The 24,991-nt window shown below is 72.4% G+C and carries 20 protein-coding genes; 9 read left to right on the plus strand and 11 right to left on the minus strand.

What is annotated here, in order from left to right; translation table 11 throughout:
* The first annotated feature begins 107 nt into the window (after positions 1 to 107).
* The 5 genes from AB0D94_RS09755 to AB0D94_RS09775 all read left to right on the plus strand — a co-directional run bounded on the left by AB0D94_RS09755 (position 108) and on the right by AB0D94_RS09775 (position 6,029).
* Positions 108 to 1,433 (plus strand): DUF2252 domain-containing protein, encoded by a 1,326-nt coding sequence (locus AB0D94_RS09755; RefSeq protein ID WP_362048286.1) that lies wholly within the window; start codon positions 108 to 110, stop codon positions 1,431 to 1,433.
* 71 nt (positions 1,434 to 1,504) lie between these two features.
* Complete coding sequence (locus AB0D94_RS09760) at positions 1,505 to 2,194, plus strand: hypothetical protein (RefSeq protein ID WP_362048289.1); 690 nt, start codon at positions 1,505 to 1,507, stop codon at positions 2,192 to 2,194.
* A 66-nt stretch (positions 2,195 to 2,260) separates the two neighbouring features.
* A complete protein-coding gene (locus tag AB0D94_RS09765) occupies positions 2,261 to 3,055 on the plus strand; it encodes a DsbA family protein (protein WP_362048292.1) in 795 nt (264 codons plus the stop codon).
* A gap of 131 nt (positions 3,056 to 3,186) precedes the next feature.
* On the plus strand, positions 3,187 to 4,848 hold the full coding sequence (locus AB0D94_RS09770) for an alkaline phosphatase D family protein (RefSeq protein WP_362048295.1): 1,662 nt from the start codon (positions 3,187 to 3,189) through the stop codon (positions 4,846 to 4,848).
* Between the two features lie 233 nt (positions 4,849 to 5,081).
* Positions 5,082 to 6,029 (plus strand): M43 family zinc metalloprotease, encoded by a 948-nt coding sequence (locus AB0D94_RS09775; protein ID WP_362048602.1) that lies wholly within the window; start codon positions 5,082 to 5,084, stop codon positions 6,027 to 6,029.
* Between the two features lie 112 nt (positions 6,030 to 6,141).
* Here AB0D94_RS09775 and AB0D94_RS09780 read toward each other — a convergent pair whose 3' ends face one another.
* Positions 6,142 to 6,720 carry a dienelactone hydrolase family protein gene (locus AB0D94_RS09780; protein WP_362048298.1) on the minus strand — a complete coding sequence of 193 codons (579 nt, stop codon included), beginning with the start codon at positions 6,718 to 6,720 and terminating at the stop codon, positions 6,142 to 6,144.
* A 62-nt stretch (positions 6,721 to 6,782) separates the two neighbouring features.
* On the opposite strand from AB0D94_RS09780, the gene AB0D94_RS09785 reads away from it, so the two are divergent.
* Positions 6,783 to 7,826, plus strand: coding sequence for a mechanosensitive ion channel domain-containing protein (locus AB0D94_RS09785; protein WP_362048605.1), 1,044 nt, complete (start codon positions 6,783 to 6,785; stop codon positions 7,824 to 7,826).
* 289 nt (positions 7,827 to 8,115) lie between these two features.
* Here the strand turns inward: AB0D94_RS09785 and AB0D94_RS09790 are convergent, their stop codons facing one another.
* Both AB0D94_RS09790 and AB0D94_RS09795 read right to left on the minus strand, forming a co-directional pair.
* Positions 8,116 to 9,453, minus strand: a complete 1,338-nt coding sequence (locus AB0D94_RS09790) for a HAMP domain-containing sensor histidine kinase (RefSeq protein ID WP_362048608.1) — start codon at positions 9,451 to 9,453, stop codon at positions 8,116 to 8,118.
* A gap of 239 nt (positions 9,454 to 9,692) precedes the next feature.
* On the minus strand, positions 9,693 to 10,388 hold the full coding sequence (locus AB0D94_RS09795; RefSeq protein ID WP_266937111.1) for a response regulator transcription factor: 696 nt from the start codon (positions 10,386 to 10,388) through the stop codon (positions 9,693 to 9,695).
* 73 nt (positions 10,389 to 10,461) lie between these two features.
* On the opposite strand from AB0D94_RS09795, the gene AB0D94_RS09800 reads away from it, so the two are divergent.
* On the plus strand, positions 10,462 to 11,658 hold the full coding sequence (locus AB0D94_RS09800; RefSeq protein WP_362048302.1) for a UDP-N-acetylglucosamine--N-acetylmuramyl-(pentapeptide) pyrophosphoryl-undecaprenol N-acetylglucosamine transferase: 1,197 nt from the start codon (positions 10,462 to 10,464) through the stop codon (positions 11,656 to 11,658).
* Complete coding sequence (locus tag AB0D94_RS09805) at positions 11,655 to 12,650, plus strand: SDR family NAD(P)-dependent oxidoreductase (RefSeq protein ID WP_362048305.1); 996 nt, start codon at positions 11,655 to 11,657, stop codon at positions 12,648 to 12,650. Before AB0D94_RS09800 ends, AB0D94_RS09805 begins: the two co-directional genes overlap by 4 nt.
* A gap of 362 nt (positions 12,651 to 13,012) precedes the next feature.
* Here AB0D94_RS09805 and AB0D94_RS09810 read toward each other — a convergent pair whose 3' ends face one another.
* The 5 genes from AB0D94_RS09810 to AB0D94_RS09830 all read right to left on the minus strand — a co-directional run bounded on the left by AB0D94_RS09810 (position 13,013) and on the right by AB0D94_RS09830 (position 18,638).
* Positions 13,013 to 14,605 carry a Na+/H+ antiporter gene (locus tag AB0D94_RS09810; protein ID WP_362048308.1) on the minus strand — a complete coding sequence of 531 codons (1,593 nt, stop codon included), beginning with the start codon at positions 14,603 to 14,605 and terminating at the stop codon, positions 13,013 to 13,015.
* 770 nt (positions 14,606 to 15,375) lie between these two features.
* Positions 15,376 to 15,813 (minus strand): GNAT family N-acetyltransferase, encoded by a 438-nt coding sequence (locus tag AB0D94_RS09815; RefSeq protein ID WP_362048611.1) that lies wholly within the window; start codon positions 15,811 to 15,813, stop codon positions 15,376 to 15,378.
* 89 nt (positions 15,814 to 15,902) lie between these two features.
* Positions 15,903 to 16,844, minus strand: coding sequence for an RluA family pseudouridine synthase (locus AB0D94_RS09820; RefSeq protein WP_362048311.1), 942 nt, complete (start codon positions 16,842 to 16,844; stop codon positions 15,903 to 15,905).
* A 41-nt stretch (positions 16,845 to 16,885) separates the two neighbouring features.
* Positions 16,886 to 17,446: a signal peptidase II gene (lspA, locus tag AB0D94_RS09825; RefSeq protein WP_362048314.1), complete on the minus strand. Its 561-nt coding sequence runs from the start codon at positions 17,444 to 17,446 to the stop codon at positions 16,886 to 16,888.
* A 232-nt stretch (positions 17,447 to 17,678) separates the two neighbouring features.
* A complete protein-coding gene (locus AB0D94_RS09830; RefSeq protein WP_362048317.1) occupies positions 17,679 to 18,638 on the minus strand; it encodes a TraR/DksA family transcriptional regulator in 960 nt (319 codons plus the stop codon).
* Between the two features lie 544 nt (positions 18,639 to 19,182).
* On the opposite strand from AB0D94_RS09830, the gene ileS reads away from it, so the two are divergent.
* Positions 19,183 to 22,329: an isoleucine--tRNA ligase gene (gene ileS / locus AB0D94_RS09835; RefSeq protein ID WP_362048320.1), complete on the plus strand. Its 3,147-nt coding sequence runs from the start codon at positions 19,183 to 19,185 to the stop codon at positions 22,327 to 22,329.
* A 340-nt stretch (positions 22,330 to 22,669) separates the two neighbouring features.
* Here ileS and AB0D94_RS09840 read toward each other — a convergent pair whose 3' ends face one another.
* The 3 genes from AB0D94_RS09840 to sepF all read right to left on the minus strand — a co-directional run bounded on the left by AB0D94_RS09840 (position 22,670) and on the right by sepF (position 24,923).
* A complete protein-coding gene (locus AB0D94_RS09840) occupies positions 22,670 to 23,866 on the minus strand; it encodes a DivIVA domain-containing protein (protein ID WP_362048323.1) in 1,197 nt (398 codons plus the stop codon).
* Positions 23,867 to 23,948: 82 nt separating this feature from the next.
* On the minus strand, positions 23,949 to 24,245 hold the full coding sequence (locus tag AB0D94_RS09845) for a YggT family protein (protein ID WP_030155988.1): 297 nt from the start codon (positions 24,243 to 24,245) through the stop codon (positions 23,949 to 23,951).
* A gap of 60 nt (positions 24,246 to 24,305) precedes the next feature.
* Positions 24,306 to 24,923 carry a cell division protein SepF gene (gene sepF / locus AB0D94_RS09850; RefSeq protein ID WP_362048326.1) on the minus strand — a complete coding sequence of 206 codons (618 nt, stop codon included), beginning with the start codon at positions 24,921 to 24,923 and terminating at the stop codon, positions 24,306 to 24,308.
* Between the last annotated feature and the right edge of the window lie 68 nt (positions 24,924 to 24,991).

Consider the following 24,991-nt stretch of genomic DNA (forward strand, 5'->3'; position numbering starts at 1 on the left):
GCGTGGGCACTCACGGGTACGGTCGGGCGTTGCAGAACCAGGAGCACCGGTCCGGCGTCCCGCCTGACAGGACCTGTACCACCCCGCACCACCAGGAGGCACCGGCCATGGCGGTTCCCGAGACGACCGACGAGCAGCGCGCCGAGCAGATACTCGATGTGTTCGACACCGCTTTCGGCGAGCTGCTCGCCGCCGACCCCGCCGCCTTCCAGGTCAAGTTCCGGAAGATGGCGGCCTCCGCCTTCGCCTTCTACCGGGGCACGGCCTGCCTGTTCTACGCGGACCTGGAGCACGACCGGCACGGGGGCCCGTACCTGGACGAGCGGACGGGCCGGGTGTGGATCCACGGCGATCTGCACGCCGAGAACTTCGGCACGTACATGGACTCCAACGGCCGGCTGATCTTCAACGTCAACGATTTCGACGAGGCCTACGTCGGCCCCTTCACCTGGGACCTGAAGCGCTTCGCCGCCTCCGTCGCCCTGATCGGCTACACCAAGGCGCTCAGCGACGAGCAGATCAGCGGGCTGGTGCGGATCTACGCCGGCGCCTACCGGGAGCGGATCCACCGCCTGGCCACCGGCGCCAAGCACGACGAGGCGCCCTCCTTCACCCTGGACAGCGCCGAGGGCCCGCTGCTCGCGGCGCTGCGCTCGGCCCGTTCCCGCACCCGCTTCTCCCTCCTGGACTCGATGACGGAGATCCGGGACTACGAGCGCCGCTTCACCTCCGGCGGAGGCACCGTCGAGCTGGACGCCGCCACCCGCTACAAGGTGCTGGCCGCCTTCGACGGGTACCTGGAGACCCTCCCGGACGAATCGCTGGTCCGCCCGGACTCCTACCGGGTCAAGGACGTGGTGGGCCGCCGCGGCGTCGGCATCGGCTCGGCGGGCCTGCCCTCCTACAACATCCTGCTGGAGGGCCACAGCGACGCCCTGGAGAACGACGTCGTGATCTACCTCAAGCAGGCCCAGACCCCGGCCGTGTCCCGGCACATCACCGAGCGGGCGGTGCGGGACTACTTCCATCACGAGGGGCACCGCACGGTGATCTCCCAGCGGGCCCTCCAGGCGCATGCCGACCCGTGGCTGGGCTGGACGGAGCTGGGCGGCTCCGGGCAGCTGGTGGCGGAGGTCTCCCCGTACGCGGTGGACCTGGACTGGTCGGACCTGGACGACCCGGAGGAGATCGCCGCGGTGGTCGCGGACCTGGGCCGGGCGACGGCGACCATGCACGGGGCGGCGGACGCGGACGAGAGCGGGCAGACGCTGGTGCCCTTCTCCACCGAGCGGGCCATCGACGCGGCCATCGCGGCCGACGAGGAGGGCTTCGCGGAGCTGCTGGTGGACTTCGCCCACGCGTACGGGGCCCGGGCGCGCGCCGACCACCAGATCTTCGTGGACCTCTTCCGCAACGGCCGCCTCACGTCGTGACCGGCGGGAACGGGACCCGGCGCGACACCCCAGGTCCCGTTTTCACAGGCTCGCATGGCACACTCGCGGCGATGGACATATCAGGAGCAGGACTCCGGGGGCTGCGGGCGGCGCTGTTCAGCGCGCTCGTCGTGCTGCTCTCGGCCGGCTCGCACGTCCTGATGTCCCGGGTGCCGCTGCCGGCGCCGCTGGCGGTCGGGGCCTTCGCCGCCGTGTTCGTCCTCGCCTACGCGTTGGCGGGCCGTGAGCGGGGTTTCGGCCCGATCACCGGACTGCTCGTGCCGCTGGAGCTGGCCGCCGACACCGTCTTCACCGCCGGGCAGCACGTCTGCTACGGCCCGGCGGGCGGCCCGGTCTCCGGTCCGCTGCGCGCGATGGGCCTGGACGAGCTGTGCGGGGGCACTCCCGTGGGCGGGCCGCTGACCGAGGTGGGCGGCCCGGCCGCCGATCCGGCGGCGCTGCTGGCCGCGCCCGGACCGTGGGCGCCCTGGCTGCTGCTCGGCGCGCACGTCTCGGTCGGGCTGCTGGCCTCCGCCTGGCTCGCGTACGGCGAGCGGGCCCTGGGCCAGCTGCTGCGGGCGGTGGCCGCCCTCGCGTTCCGGCCGCTGCTGCTGGCGGTGGCCAAGGTGGCCGTGGCCGCCGGGCCGGCGCGCCGGGCGCTGCGGCCCTTCCGCTCGGGCGCGGTGGCCCGTACCCGGTTCCCGGCTCATTCCGTGGGGCGACGGGGACCTCCCGTGCTCGGCGCGCTCACCGGCGCCTGACGCACGTACGGCAGTCCCCCTTCCCTTCTGCATGTCACTGACATGCCACCACCCACGGAGATCACGATGAGTGCACGCAACAGCCAGGCGAACAAGGCCGCGGCCCGCGAGCGGCTGCGCGCCGAGCGCGAGAAGCAGGCGAAGCGGGACCGCACCCGCCGCCAGGTGATCGTGGCCGGCGCGGTCGCCGGCGTCCTCGCCCTGGCCGGCGGCGTCGGCTACCTGGTCGTCCAGGCCAACGAGCCCGGCTACTGGGACAAGGCCGCCAAGGCCGAGCTGGTCAAGCCGAAGAACACCGAGGGCGAGGACGGCACCACGGTCGTCATCGGCAAGGCCGAGGCGAAGAAGACCCTGGAGCTGTACGAGGACTCGCGCTGCCCGGCCTGCGCGGACTTCGAGCAGAAGAGCGGCGAGCAGATCCGCAAGGACGTGGACGCGGGCAAGTACAAGCTCCAGTACGTCGGCGCGACCTTCATCGACAACGCGGTCAAGGGCGAGGGGTCGAGGAACGCCCTGAGCGCCCTGGGCGCGGCGCTGAACGTCAGCCCGGAGGCCTTCCTCGACTACAAGGCGGCGCTGTACTCGAAGGAGCTGCACCCCGAGGAGACGGTCGACAGCTTCGCGAAGGACGACTACCTGCTGAAGGTCGCGGACACCGTCCCGGCGCTCAAGGAGAACGCCGACTTCAAGAAGGACGTCGAGAACGGTACGTACGACCGCTGGGCCCTTGAGATGTCCAAGGCCTTCAACAAGTCGGGAGTGACGGGCACCCCGACGCTGAAGATGGACGGCAAGAAGATCAACACCCCGGACTCGCCGCAGGCGTTCACCGAGGCGGTCGACAAGGCTCTGCAGGGCTGATCACCGGCCATTCGGAAAGCTGCTTTTCCGGACATCGCGGCCCAACTGGCGGGCGGACTCCCAGAGTTCGCCCGCCCGTCGCATTTCCGGCTCTGTTCTCGGAGGTGTACCGATCAGTAATATGATCATCCGTGACCAGTCATCTCTCATCCTCTTCGACCCCGGCAACTCCCCGCCGCCGTACGGTCGTCCTCGCCGCCGCGGCCACGGCCGCGCTGGCCCCCATCACCTCGCTGGGCGCCACCGCCGCCCACGCGGCGGAAGCCGCCCCCGCCTTCCTGCACGGCGTCGCCTCCGGTGACCCGCTGCCCGACGGGATCCTGCTGTGGACCCGCGTCACCCCGACCGCCGCGGCCGTACCCGGCTCGGGCGCCGGCCCCGACACCCAGGTGACCTGGGAGGTGGCCGGGGACCAGGCCTTCTCCCAGGTCGTCGCCCGGGGCGCCGTCACCGCGAGCGCCGCCACCGACCACACCGTCAAGGTGGACGTGCGCGGGCTGCGGCCGCAGACCTCGTACTGGTACCGGTTCACCGCCGGCGCGAGCGTCTCCCCCGTCGGGCGCACCAAGACCACCGCGGGCCCCGACGTCACCACGGCCGGAGTCCGCTTCGGCGTGGTCTCCTGCGCCAACTGGGAGTCCGGCTACTTCTCCGCCTACCGCCACCTGGCGGCCCGCGCGGACCTGGACGCGATCCTGCACCTGGGCGACTACATCTACGAGTACCAGTCGGGCGGGTACCCGGAGGCCAAGTACGTCGTGCGCCCGCACGAGCCGAAGCACGAGATCGTCTCGCTCGCCGACTACCGCACCCGGCACGGCAAGTACAAGACGGACGGCGACCTCCAGGCGCTGCACGCCGCGCACCCGGTCGTCGCCATCTGGGACGACCACGAGTTCGCCGACGACGCCTGGGCGGGCGGGGCGGACAACCACACCCCGGCCTCCGAGGGCGACTGGGCGGCCCGCGCGGCCGCCGCCAAGCAGGCGTACTTCGAGTGGATGCCCGTACGCGCCTCCATAGCCGGCACCGTCTACCGGCGGCTGCGCTTCGGCACCCTCGCCGACCTGCACCTGCTCGACCTGCGCTCTTTCCGGTCCCAGCAGGTCAAGGTCGGCAGCGGCTCAGTGGACGACCCGGAGCGCACCCTCACCGGGCGGGCCCAGCTGGACTGGCTCAAGGCGGGTCTCGCGGAGTCCGACGCGACCTGGAAGCTGGTCGGCACCTCGGTGATGATCTCGCCGGTGGCCTTCGCCTCGCTGCCCGCGCACCTGCTCCAGCCGCTGGCCAAGCTGCTGGGCCTGCCGCAGGGCGGAATCGCGGTCAACGTGGACCAGTGGGACGGCTACACGGACGACCGCAAGGAACTCCTGGGCCACTTGAAGGACCGCAACGTCAAGAACACGGTGTTCCTGACCGGTGACATCCACATGGCGTGGGCCAACGAGGTCCCGGTGAACATGGCGACCTACCCGGGTTCGGGCACGGCGGCGACCGAGTTCGTGGTCACCTCGGTGACCTCCGACAACCTGGACGACATCCTGCACGTGCCGGCGGACACCGCCTCGCTGGTCGCCGAGTCGGCCGTCAAGGGCGCCAACTGGCACGTCAAGTGGCTCGACATGGACGCCCACGGGTACGGCGTCCTGGACGTGACCGCCGAGCGTTCGCAGATGGACTACTACGTGGTCTCCGACAAGCGGCGGCAGGACGCCACGGCCGCCTGGACCCGCTCGTACCGGACCCTGAACGGGACCCAGAAGGTGGAACGGGCCGACCGACCGGTTCGCTGACAGACCGTCAATTCTACGGCGCAGAGGGGCCCCTGGTGCAGACCAGGGGCCCCTTCGTCATCAGAAGCAACAAATCTTTTACGTAAAGGGCTTGACCCGTACGCGTCATGAACACATAAGCTTCGCGCCATCCGGAGAGATCAACAGGCCGGAAACCCCCCACCGAGTCCCCACCTCGAGGAGCCCACGTGCGCGCTGTCGCCCGCATATCCCCCCTTCTCCGCCGCCGCCTGATGGGTACCGCGGTACTGGCCGGAACCCTGGCCTTCACCCCGCTCGCCGCTCCCACGACGCTCGCCGCCGCCAAGACCCCGGCCGAGGTGTGTGCCGAGGAGTCCGCCGCTCCCGCGAACGCCCGCGTCGAGCGCCCGGAGGACCACCACGCGGCCGAGCCGAACGAGGTCACCGAGGCGCAGGCCAAGGCCATGGACGCCGACCTCAAGGCGAAGCTGGACAAGGCCCTGAAGAACCAGCCGCAGCGCGGCATGGCCGCCGCCGAGGCCGTCGTCAACATCCCCGTGTACTTCCACGTCGTGCACTCCGGCACCACCGGAAAGCTGTCGGCCACCGACATCGACAAGCAGCTGTCGGTCCTGAACGCGGCCTACGGCGGCCAGGGCACCGGCAACGCCAACACGAACTTCCAGTTCACCCTGGCGTCCACCGACTACACGGACAACGCCGGCTGGTACAACCTGGCCTCCGGCTCCCAGGCCGAGAAGGACATGAAGAACACCCTGCGCCAGGGCGGCCCGGGCGCGCTCAACTTCTACACCGCCAAGCTCTCCGGTGGCCTGCTCGGCTGGGCGACCTTCCCGAGCTCCTACGCCTCCAGCCCCAAGATGGACGGCGTGGTCGTGCTCGACTCCTCGCTGCCGGGCGGCTCCTCGGCCAACTACAACGAGGGTGACACCGCGACCCACGAGGTCGGCCACTGGCTGGGGCTCTACCACACCTTCCAGGGCGGCTGCAACGGAAACGGTGACTACGTCTCCGACACCCCGGCCGAGAAGAGCCCCGCGTACGAGTGCCCGACCGGGCGCGACAGCTGCGCCAGCAAGCCCGGCGCGGACCCGATCCGCAACTTCATGGACTACACGTACGACTCCTGCATGTACCAGTTCACCGCCGGCCAGGTGACCCGGATGCAGAGCAGCTGGACCGCCTACCGGGCGGGCTGAACCACTCCCCGGACCTCCCCCCGGGGTACCCCTTGAACGACCCGAAACCGGCTTTCCGCGGCCACCGGACCGCGGAGAGCCGGTTTCCGGCTTCCCCCGGGAACCACAAGGGTCACAGGGTGTCGAGGAACCCGATCGCGACCTTCCACAGCTGCTCGGCGGCCTCGGCGTCGTAGTCCTCCAGTTCCGGATCGGTGAACAGGTGCCCGGCACCGGGGTAGTTGTGGACCTCCACGTCGGCCCCGGCCCGCTGCATCCGCAGGTACCAGGCGGTCAGCCAGTCGTGCGGCTCGAAGGGGTCCGGGTCGGCGATGTGGAGCTGCACCGGCAGCTCGTCTACCGAGGCGCCGTCCTCCAGGTCCGCCGTCCCGTGCAGGAGGAGCAGCCCGCGCGCCTTCTCGTCGGCCAGCGCCAGGTGCTGGGCGACGGAGCCGCCGAAGGAGAAGCCCGCGTAGACCAGGCCCTGGTCGGAGTAAGGGGCGGAGGCCAGCACCGCGCGCCGGAGCAGCTCGTCACGGCCGATCTCGTCCTGGTGGGCCAAGCCCTCCTCGACGGTCTCGAAGGTGCGCCCCTCGAAGAGGTCCGGCACCTGGACCTGGTGCCCGGCCGCGCGCAGCCGGTCGGCCGCCGCGTGCACCGCGGGCCGCAGCCCGTACGACGAGTGGAAAAGCATGATGTTCATGCCTCTCATCGTGCCAGCCGCCGATGGAAGGTGTGAGAAGGCGCCTTCCGGTTACGTTCCTCCCCATGGAGATGGACAACGTACTGCGCCCCGTCGCGGTCGTCGGCGGCGCGCTGGTGATCACCCTGATCGCGGGGTGGCTGCTGGACCTGCTGCTGCGCCGTGCCGACGCCCGGCACACCGAGACCCCCTTCTGGGGCCTGCTGCGCCGCTGCCGCCTGCCCTTCCAGCTCGTCCTGTGCACGACGCTGCTGAGAGGCTCCTACCGCGAGGCGGGGATCCTGCCCGACCACCCGGTCGGCGTGGGCCGGGCCCTGACCCTGGTGCTGATCGCCGGGGCGGCGTGGCTGCTGGTGCGGTTCGCGACCGCGGTCGTCGACTCCACCTACGCCCGGTACGCCGCCGCCACCCCCGACGCCGCCCGGGTCCGCCGGGTCCGTACCCAGGTCACGCTGATCCAGCGGGTGGTCACGGCGGTGGTGGTGGTCGTGGCGCTGGCCGCGATGCTGCTGACCTTCCCGCCGATGCGCACCCTCGGCGCGTCCATGCTCGCCTCGGCCGGCGTCCTCGGCATCGTGGTGGGCATCGCCGCCCAGTCCTCGCTGGGCAACCTCTTCGCCGGCCTCCAGATCGCCTTCGGCGACACCGTCCGCATCGGCGACACGGTGGTGGTCGACAAGGAGTGGGGCACCGTCGAGGAGATCACCCTGACCTTCCTGACCGTCCGCACCTGGGACGAGCGCCGCATCACGATGCCGGTCTCGTACTTCACGAACAAGCCCTACGAGAACTGGTCGCGCGGCGGCGCGCAGATGACCGGCACGGTCTTCTGGTACCTGGACCACAGCGCCCCTCTCGGCCTGATGCGCGAGCAGCTCCAGCGGATCCTGAAGGACGTCCCCGAATGGGACGGCCGGGGCTCCGGACTGGCGGTGACGGACACCACCCCGCACACGGTCGAGGTCCGGGCGGTGGTCACGGCGCACAACGCGGACGACGTCTGGACGGTCCGCTGCGCGGTGCGCGAGCGCATGATCACCTGGCTCCTCACCCACCACCCGTACGCCCTCCCCCGCATCACCACCGCCGAAGCCGTCCTGCCACCCACCGACTGACCCCCGCCCCCCTCCAGCCCCACCCCGCCCCTCCAGCCCCGCCGGCCCAATCCAGCCCCGCCGGCGTTTGAGCCGCGGGGTCTGGGGCGGAGCCCCAGCAGCCGGCCCGCAGGCAGGGCAACCGGCTCAGCCCAACCCAGCCCCCACCGGCTTTCGCGGCGCGCGGCCCACGGCGGAGCCCCAGCAGCCGGTCCGCAGGCAGGGAAACCGGCTCAGCCCGATCCAGCCCCGCCGGCGATCGAGGCGCGGGGCCCGGGCCCGAGCCCCGGCGTCAAGGCTCGGCCACGACTCAGAACGTCAGCCGGAACAACGCCCCACCCCCCGGCGCCGCCTCGGCAGTCAGCTCGGCCCCGTGCGCCCGCGCGATCTGCCGCGCCATGGCCAGCCCCAGCCCCGACCCCGGCAGCGCCCGAGCCGCATCGGCCCGGTAGAACCGGTCGAAGACGTACGGCAGGTCCTCGGCCGCGATCCCCGGCCCGTGGTCCCGTACCGTCAGCTCAGGCCCAGCGGCCCCCGCGCCCCGCACCGTCAGCTCGACCTCCACGGGCAGCCCGGCCGGGCTGAACTTCGCCGCGTTGTCCAGCAGGTTCCCCAGCAGCCGGCTCAGCCGGGCCGGCACCCCGGGCACCACCACAGCCTCCGCCGCCTCCCCCACCGCCAACTCCGCGCGCCAGCGGAACGGCACGTCCGGCCAGTGCGCCCGCGCCGCCCGCACCCCGTGCTCCACCAGGGTGTCCAGCCGGACCTGCTCCACGAGCGGCTGCGGTTCCTCGTCCCGGGCCAGCTCGATCAGGTCGTTCACCAGCCCCGTCACCTCCCGCAGCTGCCGCCCCAGCGCTCCGGACGCCCGCTCGCGCTGCGCGGGGGTGAGCCGGTCGGCCCGGGCCAGCAGTTCCGCGTTGGTGCGCAGCGCCGTCAGCGGGGTCCGCAGCTCGTGGGAGGCGTCCGCGACCAGCCGCCGCTGGGCCGTGACGGACTCCTCCAGCTCCCCGAGCATGGTGTTGAAGCTCCCGGCCAGCCGGGTGATCTCGTCCTCCCGCCCCGGCGGCGGGAGTTCGATGCGGTGCCGGGGGTCCCGGGTGGCGGCGATCCGCTCGGCGGTGGCGGTGAGCCGGGTGACGGGGGCCAGACCGGTCCGCGAGACCCAGTGGCCGAGAACGGCGGCGAGCAGCACCCCGGCCGCCGCCGTCAGGACGAGCCACCAGGCGGCCTCCTCGATGCCCTCCTCGACCCGGTCGGCCCGCAGGGCGACCTGGAGCGCCCGCCCGTCGGCGTAGTCGGTGGTGAGCATCCGGGCGGGGTGCCCGGCGAACGTGAAGTTCGTGTAGTACGGGGCCCGCTCGCCCCGCGCGACCTCCCGGGCCGCCGGGTCCACGGGCAGCAGTCCCGGCGTACGGGGATCTGCGGCCGGGTCGGCCGGGACCACCTCCGCGCAGGCCGGGGCGGCGAGGAAGCGGCACTCCCCGGCCAGCGTGCCCGGCCCGGCGTCCGGGTTGCGCTGGGCGGCGAGCCGGGCGGACTGGGTGAGGCTGAGGTCGAGCTGCCGGTAGAGAGCGCCCCGGACCACGAAGAAGGCCGCGGCGCACACCCCGACGGCCACGAAGGCCACCGCCGCGGTGACGGCCAGCGCCAGCCGGGTGCGCAGCGGCCTGCGCCTGCGCCAGGCGGCCCCGAGCCCCCGCCTGCCGCGCCCGCGCCGTTTCCCGTGACCCGACCCTGGCCCAGGCCCTTGGCCTTGCCCCGCCCCCGACCCCTGCCCTTGCCCTTGCCCTTGCCCTTGCCCCGACCCCAGCCCTTGGCCTCGGCTTTGCCCAGACCCAGACCCAGACCCAGACTCCGCCCCCGCCCCGGTCATGCCGACCCCGGTCATGCCGTGTCCAGCCGGTAGCCGACCCCGTGCACGGTGTGGACCAGCCGCGGCTCGCCCCCGGCCTCCAGCTTCCGGCGCAGGTACCCCACGTACACGGCCAGCGAGTTCGAGTCCGGCCCGAAGTCCCGCCCCCACACCAGCTCCAGGATCAGCTCGCGCGGCAGCACCTGGCCGGGGTGGCGCAGGAGCAGCTCCAGCAGGGCGGCCTCGGTCCGGCTGAACTCCAGCGGCCGCCCGCCGCGCCGCCCGGTCCGGGTCACGGGGTCCAGCACCAGGTCGGCGAAGGCCGGCGCGGCGGCGCCCGCGGGCTCCGGCGCGGCCCGCCGCAGCAGCGCCCGTACCCGCGCGACCAGCTCGTCCAGCGCGAAGGGCTTGACCAGGTAGTCGTCGGCGCCCGCCTCCAGCCCGTCGACGCGTTCGCTGACCGAGCCGAGCGCGGTCAGGACGAGTACGGGCGTCCGGTCGCCCATCGCGCGCAGCTGCCGGCACACCCCCAGCCCGTCGAGCACCGGCATCATCACGTCCAGGACGACGGCGTCGGGCTCCCAGGCCGCCACCTCGGACAGGGCGGCCAGCCCGTCCGCCGCTCCCCGCACCTCGTACCCCTCGACGGCCAGGCCGTCCTCCACGGCGGCCCGTACCTCGGGCTCGTCGTCCACCACCAGAATCCGATGCCTGTTCAGGGTGCTCATGGGACAAAGCCTGCCAAACGCTTATGAGAGTTCCTCTTAGAACCTTCTTAGGGCGCACCGGGAGGGTGCGTCCATGACCACACGAGACACACGAGACACGCCCCGGGCGCCCCTCTCCGTCGTGATCGGCGCGGGCGGCACCGGCGGCCACATCTATCCGGGACTCGCTCTCGCCGAGGCGCTGCGCGCGGCCGTCCCCGGCGCCGTGGTCTCGTTCATCGGGACCGAACGGGGCCTGGAGACCGAGCTGATACCCGGCGCGGGCTACCGCCTGCACACCGTCGACATGATCCCCTTCGACCCGGCACTGGGCGCGAAGCGCTATCTGCTGCCCGCCGCGCTGCTGCGCTCGGCGCACCAGGCGCGGGCCGTGATCCGGGCCCAGGGCGCGCACGCCGTCGTCGGCATGGGCGGCTACCCGAGCGCGCCCGCCGTGCTCGGCGCCCGCCTCGCCGGGCTGCCCGCGGTGATCCACGAGTCCAACGCGGTGCCCGGCCGCGCCAACCAGTTCGCGGCCCGGCTCACCCCGCACATCGCGGTGGCCTTCGACCGCAGCCGCGGCCATCTGGCAGGCGGGGCGCGGGCGCTGACCACCGGAATGCCGATCTCCGCGGCTCTCGCCGGGCTCGCCGGCCTGCCCGGAGCGGCCCGGGCGGCGCTTCGCGCCGAGGCCCGGCGGGCCCTCGGGGTTCCCGCCGGGCGGCGGCTGGTGGTGTTCAACGGCGGCAGCCTGGGCGCCCTGCGCCTGACCGGGGCCGCGGCCGCGCTGGCCGCGCTCTGGCAGGGGCGCGACGACGTACAACTGCTGGTCAAGACGGGTCCGGCGGCTCTGGCGGACACCGAGCGGGAGCTCGCGGCCTCGGGCGGCGGGCGGATCGCGCGGGCCGTGCCGTACCTGGACCGGATGGACCTGGTGTACGCCGCCGCCGACCTCGTGGTGTGCCGGGCGGGCTCGGCGACGGTCGCGGAACTCGCGGCGACCGGCGTCCCGGCGGTGCTCGTCCCCTACCCGCACGCCCCCGGCGACCACCAGACCCACAACGCCCGGGTCCTGTCCGACGCGGGCGCCGGACTGCTGCTGCCCGACTCCGAGACCACCGCGGAACGCCTCGCGGAGCTCGTCGGCCCCCTGCTGGCCGACCCGGCCCGGCTGGCGGCCATGGCCGGCGCCGCCGACCCCGGCCCGCACGCGCGGGCCGCCGAACTGCTGGCGGCGGAGGTCCTCCGCGTCGCCGGCCTCGTCCCCACCCCCCTCCTGGAGCGCATGTGAACACCTGGACCGACCGCACCGTCCTCGTCACCGGAGCCGAGGGCTTCATCGGCTCGACGCTGGTGGACCTGCTGGTGGCACGGGGTGCGCGGGTGCGCGCCTTCGTGCACTACAAGCCGTACGCCGAGAAGGGCCACCTGGCCCGGTACCTGGCCGACCCGGACGGGCCGGTCGAGATGTGGGCGGGCGACGTCCGCGACGCCGGCCGGGTCAGCGACGCGGTGGCCGGCTGTGACACCGTCTTCCACCTGGCGGCTCTGATCGGCATCCCGTACAGCTACGCCTCGCCCGGCGCGTACGTGCAGACCAACGTCACCGGCACGCAGAACGTGGCGGAGGCCTGCCGCCGGCACGGTGTGCGCCGCCTGGTGCACACCTCCACGAGCGAGGTCTACGGGACCGCGCTGACGGCCCCGATCTCCGAGAGCCACCCGCTCCAGCCGCAGTCCCCGTACTCCGCGTCGAAGATCGGCGCGGACATGATGGCGCTCTCCTTCCACCACGCCTTCGAGCTGCCGGTGACGGTGGTGCGGCCCTTCAACACCTACGGCCCCCGCCAGTCGGCCCGCGCGGTGATCCCCACGATCCTGGCGCAGCTCCACGCGGGCGCCGCGGAGGTCCGCCTCGGGTCGGTGACCCCCACGCGGGACTTCACGTACGTGACGGACACGGCGGCGGGCTTCCTCGCGGTGGCCGAGTGCGACCGGGCCCTGGGCCAGGTGGTCAACCTGGGTACGGGCGAGGAGATCTCCGTCGGCGACCTCGCGCGGTCCCTGATCGCGGCCTCGGGCCGGGAGGCGGAACTGGTCGTGGACCCGTCGCGGCTGCGCCCGTCGGGCAGCGAGGTCCAGCGGCTCCTGTCGGACAACACCCGCGCCCGCGACTGGGCGGGCTGGCAGCCTGAGGTCTCCCTGGCGGAGGGCCTGCGCCGGACCTCGGAGTGGGTCGCGGCCAACCTCCAGCTCTTCGCCCCGGACCGCTACGCGGTGTAGAACAGGGCGCCCGCGCACTCCTCGACGAGGTCCTCGGCGTGCGGCGGCAGCGGCCGCCCGGCGCGCGGGGGGGGCGGCGTACGACGGCGAACGGCAGCCCGCCCAGGGCCAGGGCGATGCGCTCCCGGTCCTGGGCGGTACCCGCCCCGGGGGCCCGGCGCGGGTGCCGGCGGAGGCGTGCCGCGCGGGGCCGGATCCACGAAGCCGTGGTCGAGGACGGCCTGGTCCGGGTCCGCGCCGGACCGCCGGACCGCCGGGCCCGCTGGAGATCCCGTACGTCCGCCTCCCGCGCGGCCTGGCCCGCCCGGCGGGCCGGTAGGGGTCACGGAGCTGCGGGGCTACGGGTCTAGGGGGCTACGGGGCTACGGGTTGCGCAGGCTGCGGACGTCCAGGAAGCGCAGCACCCGGTCCACGATCTCCGGGTCGGCGCCGGGCTCGCTGCGGGCGGAGAGGACCTCGTGGCGGGCGGCGGACATCATCTCGCGCTGGATCCGCTGGATGTCCCGGATCCGCTGCACCCGCTGCGCGTACGCCTCCCGCCGCTCCTCGTCCACCATGTCGGGGCTGATCCGGGCCCCGACGTCGTACGCGCGCCGGTACAGCGTCTCCACCAGGTCCTCCGGCAGGTCCTCGACCTCCTGGATCTCCCGCAGCCGCCGCTTCGCGGCCTTGGCGGCGCGGATCGCCAGCTGCCGTTCGGTCTCCTGCGCCGCGCCCGTGTCGGCCTCCACCCCCAGCCGACGTACGAGCCACGGCAGGGTCAGCCCTTGCAGGACCAGCGTCACCATGATCACGGCGAAGGCGATGAAGACGATCTGGTCCCGCGCGGGGAACGGCTCACCGCTGTCCGTACGGAAGGGAATCGCCAGGGCCAGCGCCACCGAGGCCACCCCGCGCATACCGGCCCACCACATCACCACGCTCTCCCGCCAGCTCAGCGGGATCTCCTCGTCGTAGTCGCGCCGCTTGTGCAGCTTCTTGGCGAGCCAGCCGGCCGGGAGCAGCCACACCAGCCGTACGCCGACCACCACCCCGATCACGGCCGCCGCCCAGCCGGCCATCTCCCCCACGCGGCCCTGGGCGGTACCGAACACGTTGTGGAGTTCCAGCCCGATCAGCCCGAACGCCACGCCCGTGACCAGGGTGTCGACGACCTCCCAGAAGGTGTGCCCGGCCAGGCGCCCCAGGACGTCGTCGGCGTCGTGCGCGTACTCGGCGAGGAACAGCGCGGTCGTCAGTACGGCCAGCACCCCCGACCCCTGGAGTTCCTCCGCCACCACGTACGACACGAACGGCACCAGCAGCGTCAGCCCGATCTGGAGGGTGGCGTCGCCGAGCTTGCCCATCAACCGGTTCGCGGCCCAGCCGAGGGCGAGTCCGACGGCCACGGCGACGACGGCGGACAGGACGAACTCCCCGAGCGCCTCCGGCCAGGAGAAGCTGCCGCTGACGGCGGCGGCGATGGCCACGTGGTAGAGCACGATGGCGGTGACGTCGTTGAAGAGCCCCTCCCCCTCCAGGATCGAGACCATCCGGCGGGGCAGCCCGAGCGAACCGGCGACGGCGGTCGCGGCGACGGGGTCGGGCGGGGCGACGAGCGCGCCGAGCGCCACGGCGGCGGCGATCGGCAGCCCCGGCACCACGGCGTGCGCGACGGCGGCCACGGCGGCGGTCGTGACGAACACCAGGGCCACGGCCAGCAGGAAGATGGGCCGGATGTTGGCCGCGAACTGCCGCCAGGAGGTGCGCTGCGCGGAGGCGTACAGCAGCGGGGGCAGCACCAGCGGAAGGATGTACTCGGGCGGGATGTCGACATTGGGCACGGCGGGCACCAGCGCGAGGCCCACCCCGCCGATGGTCATGAGCACGGGCGCGGGCAGTCCGAGCCGATCCCCGAGCGGCACCGTCACCACGGCCCCGAGCAGCAGCACGAACAGCAGAGCAAGCTGATCCACTCCCCCACCCTGCCAGGCCGCTGCGCTCGCCGGAGCGCGGTGTCCCCCCGCGGCTTCGTGTCGGAACCGCCGCCACGCTCGGCGCTACGCGATCTCAGCCCGCGGCTTCGTGTCGGAGCCGCCGCCACGCTGGGCGGTGCGCGGTGTCAGCCCGCGGCTTCGTGTCGGAGCCGCCGCCACGCTCGGCGGCGCGCGGTGTCAGCCCGCGGCTTCGTGTCGGGGCTCCGCCCGGAGCCGCGCTCAGCAGTTCGCGGTGAGCCCGCGGCCCCGCGCCGGGGCTCCGCCCCGTACCCCTCCGGGCGCTCCGCGCCCGCGCCTCAAACGCCGGCGGGGCTGAATTGCCCTCCGGGCAATCCAGCCCCGCCGGACGCAACTTCGGCTCTGCCGGGGCCACCCCCACCCCGCCGGGGACAAATCCAGCCCCGCCGGCGATTGAGGCGCGGGGGCCCGGGGGCAGCGCCTCCGCAACGGCGGCGAGCCCACGCACGAACGGAACACCGAACCCAGCCGGGCAAGGGGCGAAGCCCCAGTCCCTCAGCCCGCCAGGAGCAACCCAGCCCACTCCAGCCCCGCCGGCGATTGAGGCGCGGGGGCCGGGGGCAGCGCCCCCGCAGCGGCGGCGAGCACGGGCGCGGGCAGATGCCGAACCGAGCCGGGCCCGGGCAGCAGCCCAGGCCAGACACCCGTAAGCACCCCGCAGGGGCCCCGGCAGGCCAGGCCAGACCGGACAGCACCCCCCGCAGGGGCCAGGCCGGACCCCGCAGGCCCCGTCAGGACGGGTGGCCCCCCGCCAGGGGACGCCGCATCGAGCGGTGCGGAATACCCGCGTCCTGGAACTCCGGCCCGTAGGCCACGTACCCGAGCCGCTCGTAGAAGCGGAGCGCATGCGTCTGCGCGCCCAGGTCCACCGCGACGAGCCCCATCCGCGCGGCCTCCGCCTCGATCGCCCGGACCAGCGCCACGCCCACGCCCAGCCCGCGCGCGGACTTCCGTACGGCCAGCCGGCCCAGCGAGCCGACGCCCTCGGAGCCGGTCTTGGCCAGCGCCGCGGCCCCGTGCAGGAGCCGCCCGGTGCCCAGCGGCACCCCGTCCGGCCCCACGGCCAGCACGTGCACCGCGCCCGCGTCGTACGCGTCGTACTCGATCGACTCGGGCACGGACTGCTCGACCACGAACACCTCGGTCCGCACCTCGAAGCAGGACTTCAGGTCCTCCTCCGAGGCGACGACCCGGACCTCGACCGGCGACGCGCCCTGCGGCGCGCCCGCCGACCCACCAGGCGGCCCGGCCGGCGAGGTCACTCGCTCTCCGCCCGGATCACGTCCAGCGCGTGCTGAAGGTCGGCCGGGTAGGTGCTCTCGAACTCCACCCACTGCCCGTCCGAGGGGTGCTCGAAGCCGAGCCGCACCGCGTGCAGCCACTGCCGGGACAGCCCCAGCCGCTTGGCGACGGTCGGGTCGGCGCCGTAGGTCAGGTCGCCGACGCACGGGTGGCGGTGCGCGGACATGTGCACGCGGATCTGGTGCGTACGCCCGGTCTCCAGCTTGATGTCCAGCAGCGAGGCGGCGCGGAAGGCCTCGATGAGGTCGTAGTGCGTGACGGAGGCCTTGCCGTCCTGGGTGACGGCCCACTTGTAGTCGGCGCTCGGGTGACGGCCGATCGGCGCGTCGATCGTGCCGCTCATCGGGTCCGGGTGACCCTGCACCAGCGCGTGGTAGCGCTTGTCCACGACCCGCTCGCGGAACTGGTTCTTCAGCGAGGTGTACGCCCGCTCCGACTTCGCGACGGCCATCAGGCCGGACGTGCCGACGTCGAGGCGGTGCACGATGCCCTGGCGCTCGGCCGCGCCGGAGGTGGAGATGCGGTAGCCGGCCGCGGCGAGGCCGCCGATGACGGTGGTGCCGGTCCAGCCGGGGCTCGGGTGGGCGGCGACGCCCACCGGCTTCATGATGACGACGATGTCGTCGTCGTCATGGACGATCTCCATGCCCGGGACGGGCTCGGCGACGACCTCGACCGGCCGCGGCGGCTCGGGCATCTCGACTTCGAGCCAGGCGCCACCGTGCACACGCTCGGACTTCCCGACGACACTGCCGTCGACCGACACCTTCCCCGCGGCCGCGAGATCGGCCGCCTTCGTCCGGGAAAATCCGAACATACGGGCGATGGCGGCGTCGACGCGCTCGCCCTCGAGGCCATCGGGAACGGGCAGGGTGCGGATCTCGGGAATCGTACTCACCTGTCGAGTATGCAGGACTCGACAGGAGAGCCGTCCCGCGATCAGTCCTTGTGGAGGGTCCCGTCCGGGTCCAGCCCCTTGAACGAGAGCAGCACGATCAGGATGCCGCCGCACACGATCGCGGAGTCGGCGAGGTTGAACACGGCGAAGTGGGCCGGCGCGATGAAGTCGACGACCGCACCCCGGAACACGCCCGGCGAGCGGAAGATCCGGTCCGTCAGATTGCCCAGCGCCCCGCCGAGGAGCAGGCCCAGCGCGATCGCCCACGGCAGGCTGTACAGCTTGCGGGCCAGCCGTACGATCACGACGATCACGGCGGTCGCGATGCAGGTGAAGATGATCGTGAAGGCCTCGCCGAAGCCGAAGGCGGCGCCGGGGTTGCGGACCGCCTCGAACCTCAGCAGGTCACCGATGATCTCGATCGGCGGCTGGTGCTCCAGCTTCGCCACGACCAGCATCTTGGTGCCGAGGTCGAGTACGTAGGCGAGTACCGCCACGACGAGCAGCGCCACGATCCGCCGGTGCCCCTTGGGCTCGGCGGGCTCCGGCTGGGCGTCGTCCCCGACCTCCGGCGTACCGATGATGCGCTCCGCCTCTGCCACGTGAGTCCCTCGAACTAGCTCGAACCAGGTTGCCGACGACACCTGCCAGGTTCCTGGACCCTGACGAGACACGAGGGTACGTCAGGGCACCCGCACGGCGCCCGTCAGGAGGCGTACTCCCGTGCGGACCGTACGCACGGCCCGCCCGGCGGCCACCGACGGCCACCGGGCGCCACCCACGGTGACCGCCGTCCCGCCCAGCGCGCGTCGGCGGGACGAAGCCGGACAGGGCCTAGTGGCGCCGCTCCTGCTTCTGCTTGCAGTCCACGCACAGGGTGGCCCGCGGGAAGGCCTGCATCCTGGCCTTGCCGATGGGCTTCCCGCAGTTCTCGCAGAGACCGTACGTGCCCGCTTCGAGCCGCTCCAGGGCCCGCTCGGTCTGCTCCAGCATCGAGCTGGCGTTCGCCGCGAGCGCCAGCTCGGACTCCCGGGTGATGTTCTTGGTGCCCGTATCGGCCTGGTCGTCGCCCGCGCCGTCGCCCGAGTCCCGCATCAGGCCCGAGATGGCCACCTCCGAGGCGTCCAGCTCGCTGCGCAGCCGCAGGACCTCCGCCGCCAGCCCCGTACGGGCCTCTTCGACCTCCGCCGGGGTCCAGGGGTCCTCCCCGGGCCGTACGGCGAGCCCGCCCGGCGCGGAGGCCGCCGTGGCGCGCGTCTTGGGCAGCCCGCTGGTGGCGGCCGCGGCCGTCTTCCTCGCCGTCCCGGTGCTCTTCTTGGCAACCACTTTCCGGACTCCCGTCTTCTTCGCGGCCTGCGCCGCCCCCTCGGCCGCGGCCGTCTTGGCCGTGGCCTTCCGCTTCTCGACGGCGGTCGTCTCCGTGACGGCGGTCGCCTTCTTGGTGGTGGTCGCCTTCTTGGTGGCCGCCGTCTTCACGGCGGTCCCGTCGGCGGTGGTCGCCTTCCTGGCTGCGGCCTTGGCCGTCACGGTCTTGGCCGTCAGGCTCTTGTCGGCCACCGTCTCCTTGACCACGCTCTTCTTGGCCACGGACTTCTTCGTCACGGCCTTCTTGGCCACGGACTTCTTGGCCACGACCTTCTCCGTCACGGCCTTCTTCGCCACGGCCTTCTTCGCCACGGCCTTCTTCGCCACGGTTTTCCCGGCGGGTACCTCCCCGGCCGTAGCCGTCCTGGAAGTACTCCCGGCGGTCTTCTTCGCCACCATGGCCGCGGCCCCTTCACATACTGTGATCATTGCTCGCGAATCGTGCCGGAACGATAAATCGACACCGGCCCCGCGGCAACGGGGCACGCATCCCGCGAGGTCAACCTGCATCCGTTGTGCCCATCCGCAGGCCCGATAACCCGCCCCACCCGCCCCACCGGAATCCGTACCGGTGCGTAGGGCCGTTCGAGTCACCGCCGCGCCCCTTCCGCACCCCCGCCACGCCGCGCCGGCCGTCCCGCCACGGGCCCCCGTAAACCGGTCTGCCGAGGCGCGCCCCGGCCCGTACACTGAGCGCAGCGAGAGGCATGGATGGGGACGAGTAGCGTCGGACGCAGCCAGGAGCGACCCGGGGACGGTGAGAGCCCGGGGGCGAGCGCGATGTGAAGGATCACCCCGGAGCCGCCGGAAGAAAGCCCGTACGGATCCCCGTAGGGCGAGTAGAACCGGCTTCGCACCCCAATGAGGGGGCCGCCGGACCTGTCCGGAGGCCAAGGAGGGTGGTACCGCGGGAGCAGCGCGCTCTCGTCCCTCCGGACGGAGAAGACACCCGCCGGAGGAAGAGTTCAGCCTCATGACCACACCGCCGCAGTACCGCCCGGTACCCGCCCAGGTCGACCTGCCCGCCCTCGAACACGCCGTCCTCGACTTCTGGCGCGAGAGCAAGACCTTCGCCAAGACCCTGGAGCAGTCCGAGGGCCGCCCCGAGTGGGTCTTCTACGAGGGCCCGCCCACCGCGAACGGCATGCCCGGCGCGCACCACATCGAGGCCCGCGTCTTCAAGGACGTCTTCCCCCGGTTCCGCACCATGCGCGGCTACCACGTGGCCCGCAAGGCCGGCTGGGACTGCCACGGCCTGCCCGTCGAGCTCGCCGTCGAGAAGGAGCTGGGCTTCAACGGCAAGCAGGACATCGAGGCGTACGGCATCGCCGAGTTCAACGCCAAGTGCCGCGAGTCCGTGACCCGCCACACCGACGCGTTCACCGAGCTCACGACCCGGATGGGCTACTGGGTCGATCTGGACGACGCCTACCGGACCATGGACCCCGAGTACGTCGAGTCCGTGTGGTGGTCGCTCAAGGAGATCTTCAACAAGGGCCTGCTCACCCAGGACCACCGCGTCGCCCCCTGGTGTCCGCGCTGCGGCACCGGCCTCTCCGACCACGAGCTGGCCCAGGGCTACGAGACGGTCGTCGACCCCTCGGTCTTCGTCCGCTTCCCGCTGACCTCCGGCCCGCTGGCCGGCCAGGCCGCGCTCCTGGTCTGGACGACGACCCCCTGGACCCTGGTGTCCAACACCGCCGTGGCCGCGCACCCGGAGGTCACGTACATCGTGGCCACCAATGGTGAGGAGAAGCTGGTCGTCGCCCAGCCGCTGCTGGAGAAGGCCCTCGGCGAGGGCTGGGAGGCCACCGGCGAGACCTTCACGGGCAAGGAGATGGAGCGCTGGACGTACCAGCGCCCCTTCGAGCTCGTCGAGTTCCCGGCCGAGGCCCACTACGTCGTGAACGCCGAGTACGTCACGACCGAGGACGGCACCGGTCTGGTCCACCAGTCCCCCGCCTTCGGCGCCGACGACCTCGCGGTCTGCCGCGCCTACGGCCTGCCGGTCGTGAACCCGGTCCGCCCCGACGGCACCTTCGAGGAGGAGGTCCCGCTGGTCGGCGGCGTCTTCTTCAAGAAGGCCGACGAGAAGCTGACCGCCGACCTGGACGCGCGCGGCCTGCTCTTCAAGCACATCGCCTACGAGCACAGCTACCCGCACTGCTGGCGCTGCCACACCGCGCTGCTCTACTACGCGCAGCCGTCCTGGTACATCCGCACCACCGCCGTCAAGGACGCGATGCTGCGAGAGAACGAGAAGACCAACTGGTTCCCGGACTCCGTCAAGCAGGGCCGCTTCGGCGACTGGCTGAACAACAACATCGACTGGGCGCTGTCCCGCAACCGCTACTGGGGCACCCCGCTGCCCATCTGGCGCTGCGAGGAGAACCACCTCACCTGCGTCGGCTCCCGCGCGGAGCTGACCGAGCTGTCCGGCACGGACCAGTCCGCCCTGGACCCGCACCGCCCGTACATCGACGACGTCACCTTCCCCTGCACGGCGGAGGGCTGCTCCCTGACCGCCGTCCGCGTGCCGGAGGTCATCGACGCCTGGTACGACTCGGGCTCGATGCCGTTCGCGCAGTGGGGCTACCCGTACAAGAACAAGGAGATCTTCGAGAAGCGCTACCCGGCGCAGTTCATCTCGGAGGCCATCGACCAGACCCGCGGCTGGTTCTACACGCTGATGGCGGTCGGCACCCTCGTCTTCGACAAGTCCTCCTACGAGAACGTGGTCTGCCTCGGCCACATCCTCGCCGAGGACGGCCGCAAGATGTCCAAGCACCTGGGCAACATCCTCCAGCCGATCCCGCTCATGGACCAGCACGGCGCGGACGCGGTGCGCTGGTTCATGGCGGCCGGCGGCTCCCCGTGGGCGGCGCGGCGCGTCGGTCACGGCACGATCCAGGAGGTCGTCCGCAAGACGCTCCTCACCTACTGGAACACGGTGGCCTTCCAGGCCCTGTACGCCCGCACCTCGAACTGGGCCCCGTCGGCCGTCGACCCGGCGCCGGCGGACCGCACGGTCCTGGACCGCTGGCTCCTCTCGGAACTCCACACCCTCACCACCGAGGTCACGGAGGCGATGGAGTCCTACGACACCCAGCGCGCGGGCAAGCTGCTGTCCGCCTTCGTCGACGACCTGTCGAACTGGTACGTCCGCCGCTCGCGCCGCCGCTTCTGGCAGGGCGACGCGGCCGCGCTGCGCACCCTGCACGACGTGGTCGAGACCGTCACCCGGCTGATGGCCCCGCTGACCCCCTTCATCACGGAGCGGGTCTGGCAGGACATGATCGTCCCGGTCACCCCGGACGCCCCGGAGTCGGTGCACCTGTCGTCCTGGCCGCAGGCGGACACCTCCGCCGTGGACCCGCTGCTCTCCCAGCAGATGCAGCTGGTCCGGCGTCTGGTGGAACTGGGCCGCGCCACGCGCGCCGAGTCGGGCGTCAAGACCCGCCAGCCGCTCTCCCGGGCCCTGGTCGGCGCGGTGGGCTTCGACGCGCTCTCCGCCGAGCTGCAGTCGCAGATCACGGAGGAGCTGAACGTCTCCTCCCTGGCCTCCCTGTCGGAGGTCGGCGGGTCCCTCGTGGACACCACGGCGAAGGCCAACTTCCGGGCGCTGGGCAAGCGCTTCGGCAAGGGCGTGCAGGACGTCGCGAAGGCGGTGGCCGCGGCCGACGCGGCCGCGCTGTCGCTGGCGCTGCGCTCCGGCTCCGCGGAGGTCGAGGTGAACGGCTCGCCGGTCGCCCTGACCCCGGAGGAGGTCATCATCACGGAGACCCCGCGCGAGGGCTGGTCGGTGGCCTCGGACTCCGGTGCGACGGTCGCCCTGGACCTGGAGATCACCCCGGAGCTGCGGCTGGCGGGCCTGGCGCGTGACGCGATCCGCATGATCCAGGAGGCCCGGAAGAACTCCGGCCTGGACGTGGCGGACCGGATCGCCCTTCGGTGGGTCTCCGACTCGCCCGAGGTGGTCACGGCCCTGACGGACCACGCGGCCCTGATCGCGGACGAGGTCCTGGCGACCGACTTCGCCTCCGGCGAGGCCGACGCCGCGTACGGCGAGGCCTTCACGGACGAGGCCCTGGCCCTGACCTTCCGCCTCCGCAAGGCGTAACCCCTCCCGGCCCCGAACGGCCCGCACCTCCCCTTCCCGGGGGGTGCGGGCCGTTTCGCTTCTCCCCGCCCCAGCCGAACCCAGCCCCGCCGACGCCTGCGGCGCGGGTCCGGGCAGAGCCCGGGACACCCAGCCGCGCCCGACCGGCGGCACCAGCCGAACCCAGCCCCGCCGGCGCTTGAGGCGCGGGGTCTGGGGCGGCGCCCCAGAAGGCTCGGGCGCAGCCCGGGGGCGCTTGCGCGGCGGCGCAGCACCCGGGGTGCGCAAACGGGCCGGGCCCGAGGTTCCGTAGAACCTCGGGCCCGGCCCGTAAAGCGACTGCCGACAGGCGGCGCGACGCCTAGTTGTCGTCCTCGTCGATCAGGAAGCCACGCATCGGCGACGGCGCCTGCATCGGCTGCGGAGCATTCGGCCGGACCGGAGCCATCGGCTGGGTCATGGCCGGGGACATCTGCTGCTGGCCGCCGTAGGACGGGGCTCCGCCCATCGGGGAGGGACCGCCCATGGGGGACGGGCCGCCCATCGACGGACCGCCCATGGAGTGGCCCATCGCACCGGCCGGAGCCATGGAGGGCGACGGCGACGGCGGCAGCGAGGGGGCACCCGGGTTGCGCGGCGGGGCCAGGGAGTCGTCGGCCTGGGTCTCCAGCTGGCGCAGCTGCGACTCCAGGTAGGACTTCAGGCGCGTGCGGTACTCACGCTCGAAGCCCCGCAGGTCCTCGACCTTGCGCTCCAGCGTGGCGCGGGCGGACTCCAGGGAGCCCATCGCGACGCGGTGCTTCTCCTGCGCGTCCCGCTCCAGCGCGTCGGCCTTGGCGCGGGCGTCCCGCTCCAGGCCCTCGGCGCGCGAACGGGCCTCGCCGACGATCTTGTTGGCCTCGGAACGGGCCTCCGCGATCGCCTGGTCGGCGGTCTGCTGGGCCAGCGACAGGACGCGGGCGGCACTGTCGCCACCGGGGCCCTGCTGCGGAAGCTGCGGCTGCTGCTGCTGGTGCATCGGCTGACCCATGGGCTGCATCTGCTGCCCCATCGGCTGCATCTGCTGGCCCATGGGCTGCATCTGCTGGCCGAGCGGGTTCTGGCCGCCCATGGACTGCTGACCCATGCCCTGCTGACCCATGCCCTGCGGTCCGCCCATGGGGTGCTGCTGCATGGGGCCGCCCATCGGGCCCGGACCCTGCGGTCCGTGTCCGCCGGGGCCGGCGGGCAGCTGCGGCTGGCCGCCCGGCAGCTGCGGCGGGCCCATCTGCGGCTGCTGCTGCTGCGGCGGGCCGGATATGGCCGCGGGCACGGGGGCACCGGGGCCGCGCTGGTCCTGGGGTTCCGGCTTGCGCATGCCCTGCTGCTGCTGGTTCTGCGCGGCGGCACGCGTGGCGGCGGCCAGCTTGGCGCGCAGGTCCTCGTTCTCGCGCAGCAGGCGCGTCAGCTCGGACTCGACCTCGTCGAGGAAGGCATCGACCTCGTCCTCGTCATAGCCTTCTCGGAGGCGGACGGTCGTGAACTGCTTGTTCCGCACGTCCTCGGGGGTCAGCGGCATGTCTTCTTCACCTCTACGTAGTCGTCGGCAGTCGGCAAGACCGTATCGGGACTGTCCCCGCGCCTGCGGGGAAGCACATCGTTCACACGCTTCTCGCAGCGGTGCTCACGAAACTGATGAGGATGTAAACGATGATCATCAGAACGAAGAAGGACAGGTCGAGTGCCACGCCCCCGAGACGCAACGGCGGGATGAACCGCCGAAGAAGCTTGAGCGGTGGATCGGTGACAGTGTAGGTGGCCTCCAGAACGACCACCATCGCCTTGCCGGGCGTCCATGAACGTGCGAACTGGAACACGTAGTCCATGACCAGTCGGAAGATCAGCACGATGAGGAAGCACATCAGCGCGATGTAGACGACCTGCAGTGCGACACCCATCCCGCGCTTCCCTCTCCCCGTTTCTCGCTCTGTTCCCGGTCCCGTATCTGACGGATCGGTCTAGCTTTGGTTGAAGAACCCGCCCTCCGCGATGCGGGCCTTGTCCTCCGCCGTGACATCGACGTTAGCAGGCGACAGCAGGAACACCTTCTGTGTCACGCGTTCAATGCTGCCGTGCAGACCGAAGACAAGACCGGCGGCGAAGTCCACGAGACGCTTGGCATCCGTGTCGTCCATCTCCGTGAGATTCATGATCACCGGAGTGCCCTCACGGAAGTGTTCCCCGATGGTACGGGCCTCGTTGTAGGTCCGGGGGTGCAGCGTCGTGATGCGGTACGGCTCCCGCTCGGAGACGACCTTGGGCATGATCACGGGGGCGTTCTTCTCCAGGTTGGTGCGGTCAGGTGTGATGGATGCCACGGGGGCGATTCGCGCAGGACGTCCGTTTTCCACCGGAATTGGGATGGGCTCCCGCTGCGCCGGAGGCTGGACGGCTCGTACCGGTTCGTCCGTTACAGGCGTTTGGTGCACCGGCTGTTGGCGGCGGTCCCGTTCCCGGGCTCGCTCCGGTTCCGGCTCGGGCTCGAACTCGTCGTCGGGGTCGTACCCCGGGTTGTCGTACCGGTCGTCCTCCACGAGGCCGAGGTAGACCGCCATCTTGCGCATCGCGCCGGCCATTCTCTGAGTCCTCCGCTCTGTGGTGGATCGCCCTGTCGCAGGTGCCGCCGTGTCACGAATGTCACCAA

Source organism: Streptomyces sp. NPDC048255, from assembly GCF_040652415.1.
GTDB lineage: Bacteria > Actinomycetota > Actinomycetes > Streptomycetales > Streptomycetaceae > Streptomyces.

What these genes read in the sequence shown, in the direction of transcription:
- AB0D94_RS09755 (WP_362048286.1), top strand. Translation starts at nt 108, where the DNA reads ATGGCGGTTCCCGAGACGACCGACGAGCAGCGCGCCGAGCAGATACTC.
- AB0D94_RS09760 (WP_362048289.1), top strand. Translation starts at nt 1,505, where the DNA reads ATGGACATATCAGGAGCAGGACTCCGGGGGCTGCGGGCGGCGCTGTTC.
- AB0D94_RS09765 (WP_362048292.1), top strand. Translation starts at nt 2,261, where the DNA reads ATGAGTGCACGCAACAGCCAGGCGAACAAGGCCGCGGCCCGCGAGCGG.
- AB0D94_RS09775 (WP_362048602.1), top strand. Translation starts at nt 5,082, where the DNA reads ATGGGTACCGCGGTACTGGCCGGAACCCTGGCCTTCACCCCGCTCGCC.
- AB0D94_RS09780 (WP_362048298.1), bottom strand. Translation starts at nt 6,720, where the DNA reads ATGAGAGGCATGAACATCATGCTTTTCCACTCGTCGTACGGGCTGCGG.
- AB0D94_RS09785 (WP_362048605.1), top strand. Translation starts at nt 6,783, where the DNA reads ATGGACAACGTACTGCGCCCCGTCGCGGTCGTCGGCGGCGCGCTGGTG.
- AB0D94_RS09795 (WP_266937111.1), bottom strand. Translation starts at nt 10,388, where the DNA reads ATGAGCACCCTGAACAGGCATCGGATTCTGGTGGTGGACGACGAGCCC.
- AB0D94_RS09800 (WP_362048302.1), top strand. Translation starts at nt 10,462, where the DNA reads ATGACCACACGAGACACACGAGACACGCCCCGGGCGCCCCTCTCCGTC.
- AB0D94_RS09830 (WP_362048317.1), bottom strand. Translation starts at nt 18,638, where the DNA reads ATGATCACAGTATGTGAAGGGGCCGCGGCCATGGTGGCGAAGAAGACC.
- ileS (WP_362048320.1), top strand. Translation starts at nt 19,183, where the DNA reads ATGACCACACCGCCGCAGTACCGCCCGGTACCCGCCCAGGTCGACCTG.
- AB0D94_RS09840 (WP_362048323.1), bottom strand. Translation starts at nt 23,866, where the DNA reads ATGCCGCTGACCCCCGAGGACGTGCGGAACAAGCAGTTCACGACCGTC.
- AB0D94_RS09845 (WP_030155988.1), bottom strand. Translation starts at nt 24,245, where the DNA reads ATGGGTGTCGCACTGCAGGTCGTCTACATCGCGCTGATGTGCTTCCTC.
- sepF (WP_362048326.1), bottom strand. Translation starts at nt 24,923, where the DNA reads ATGGCCGGCGCGATGCGCAAGATGGCGGTCTACCTCGGCCTCGTGGAG.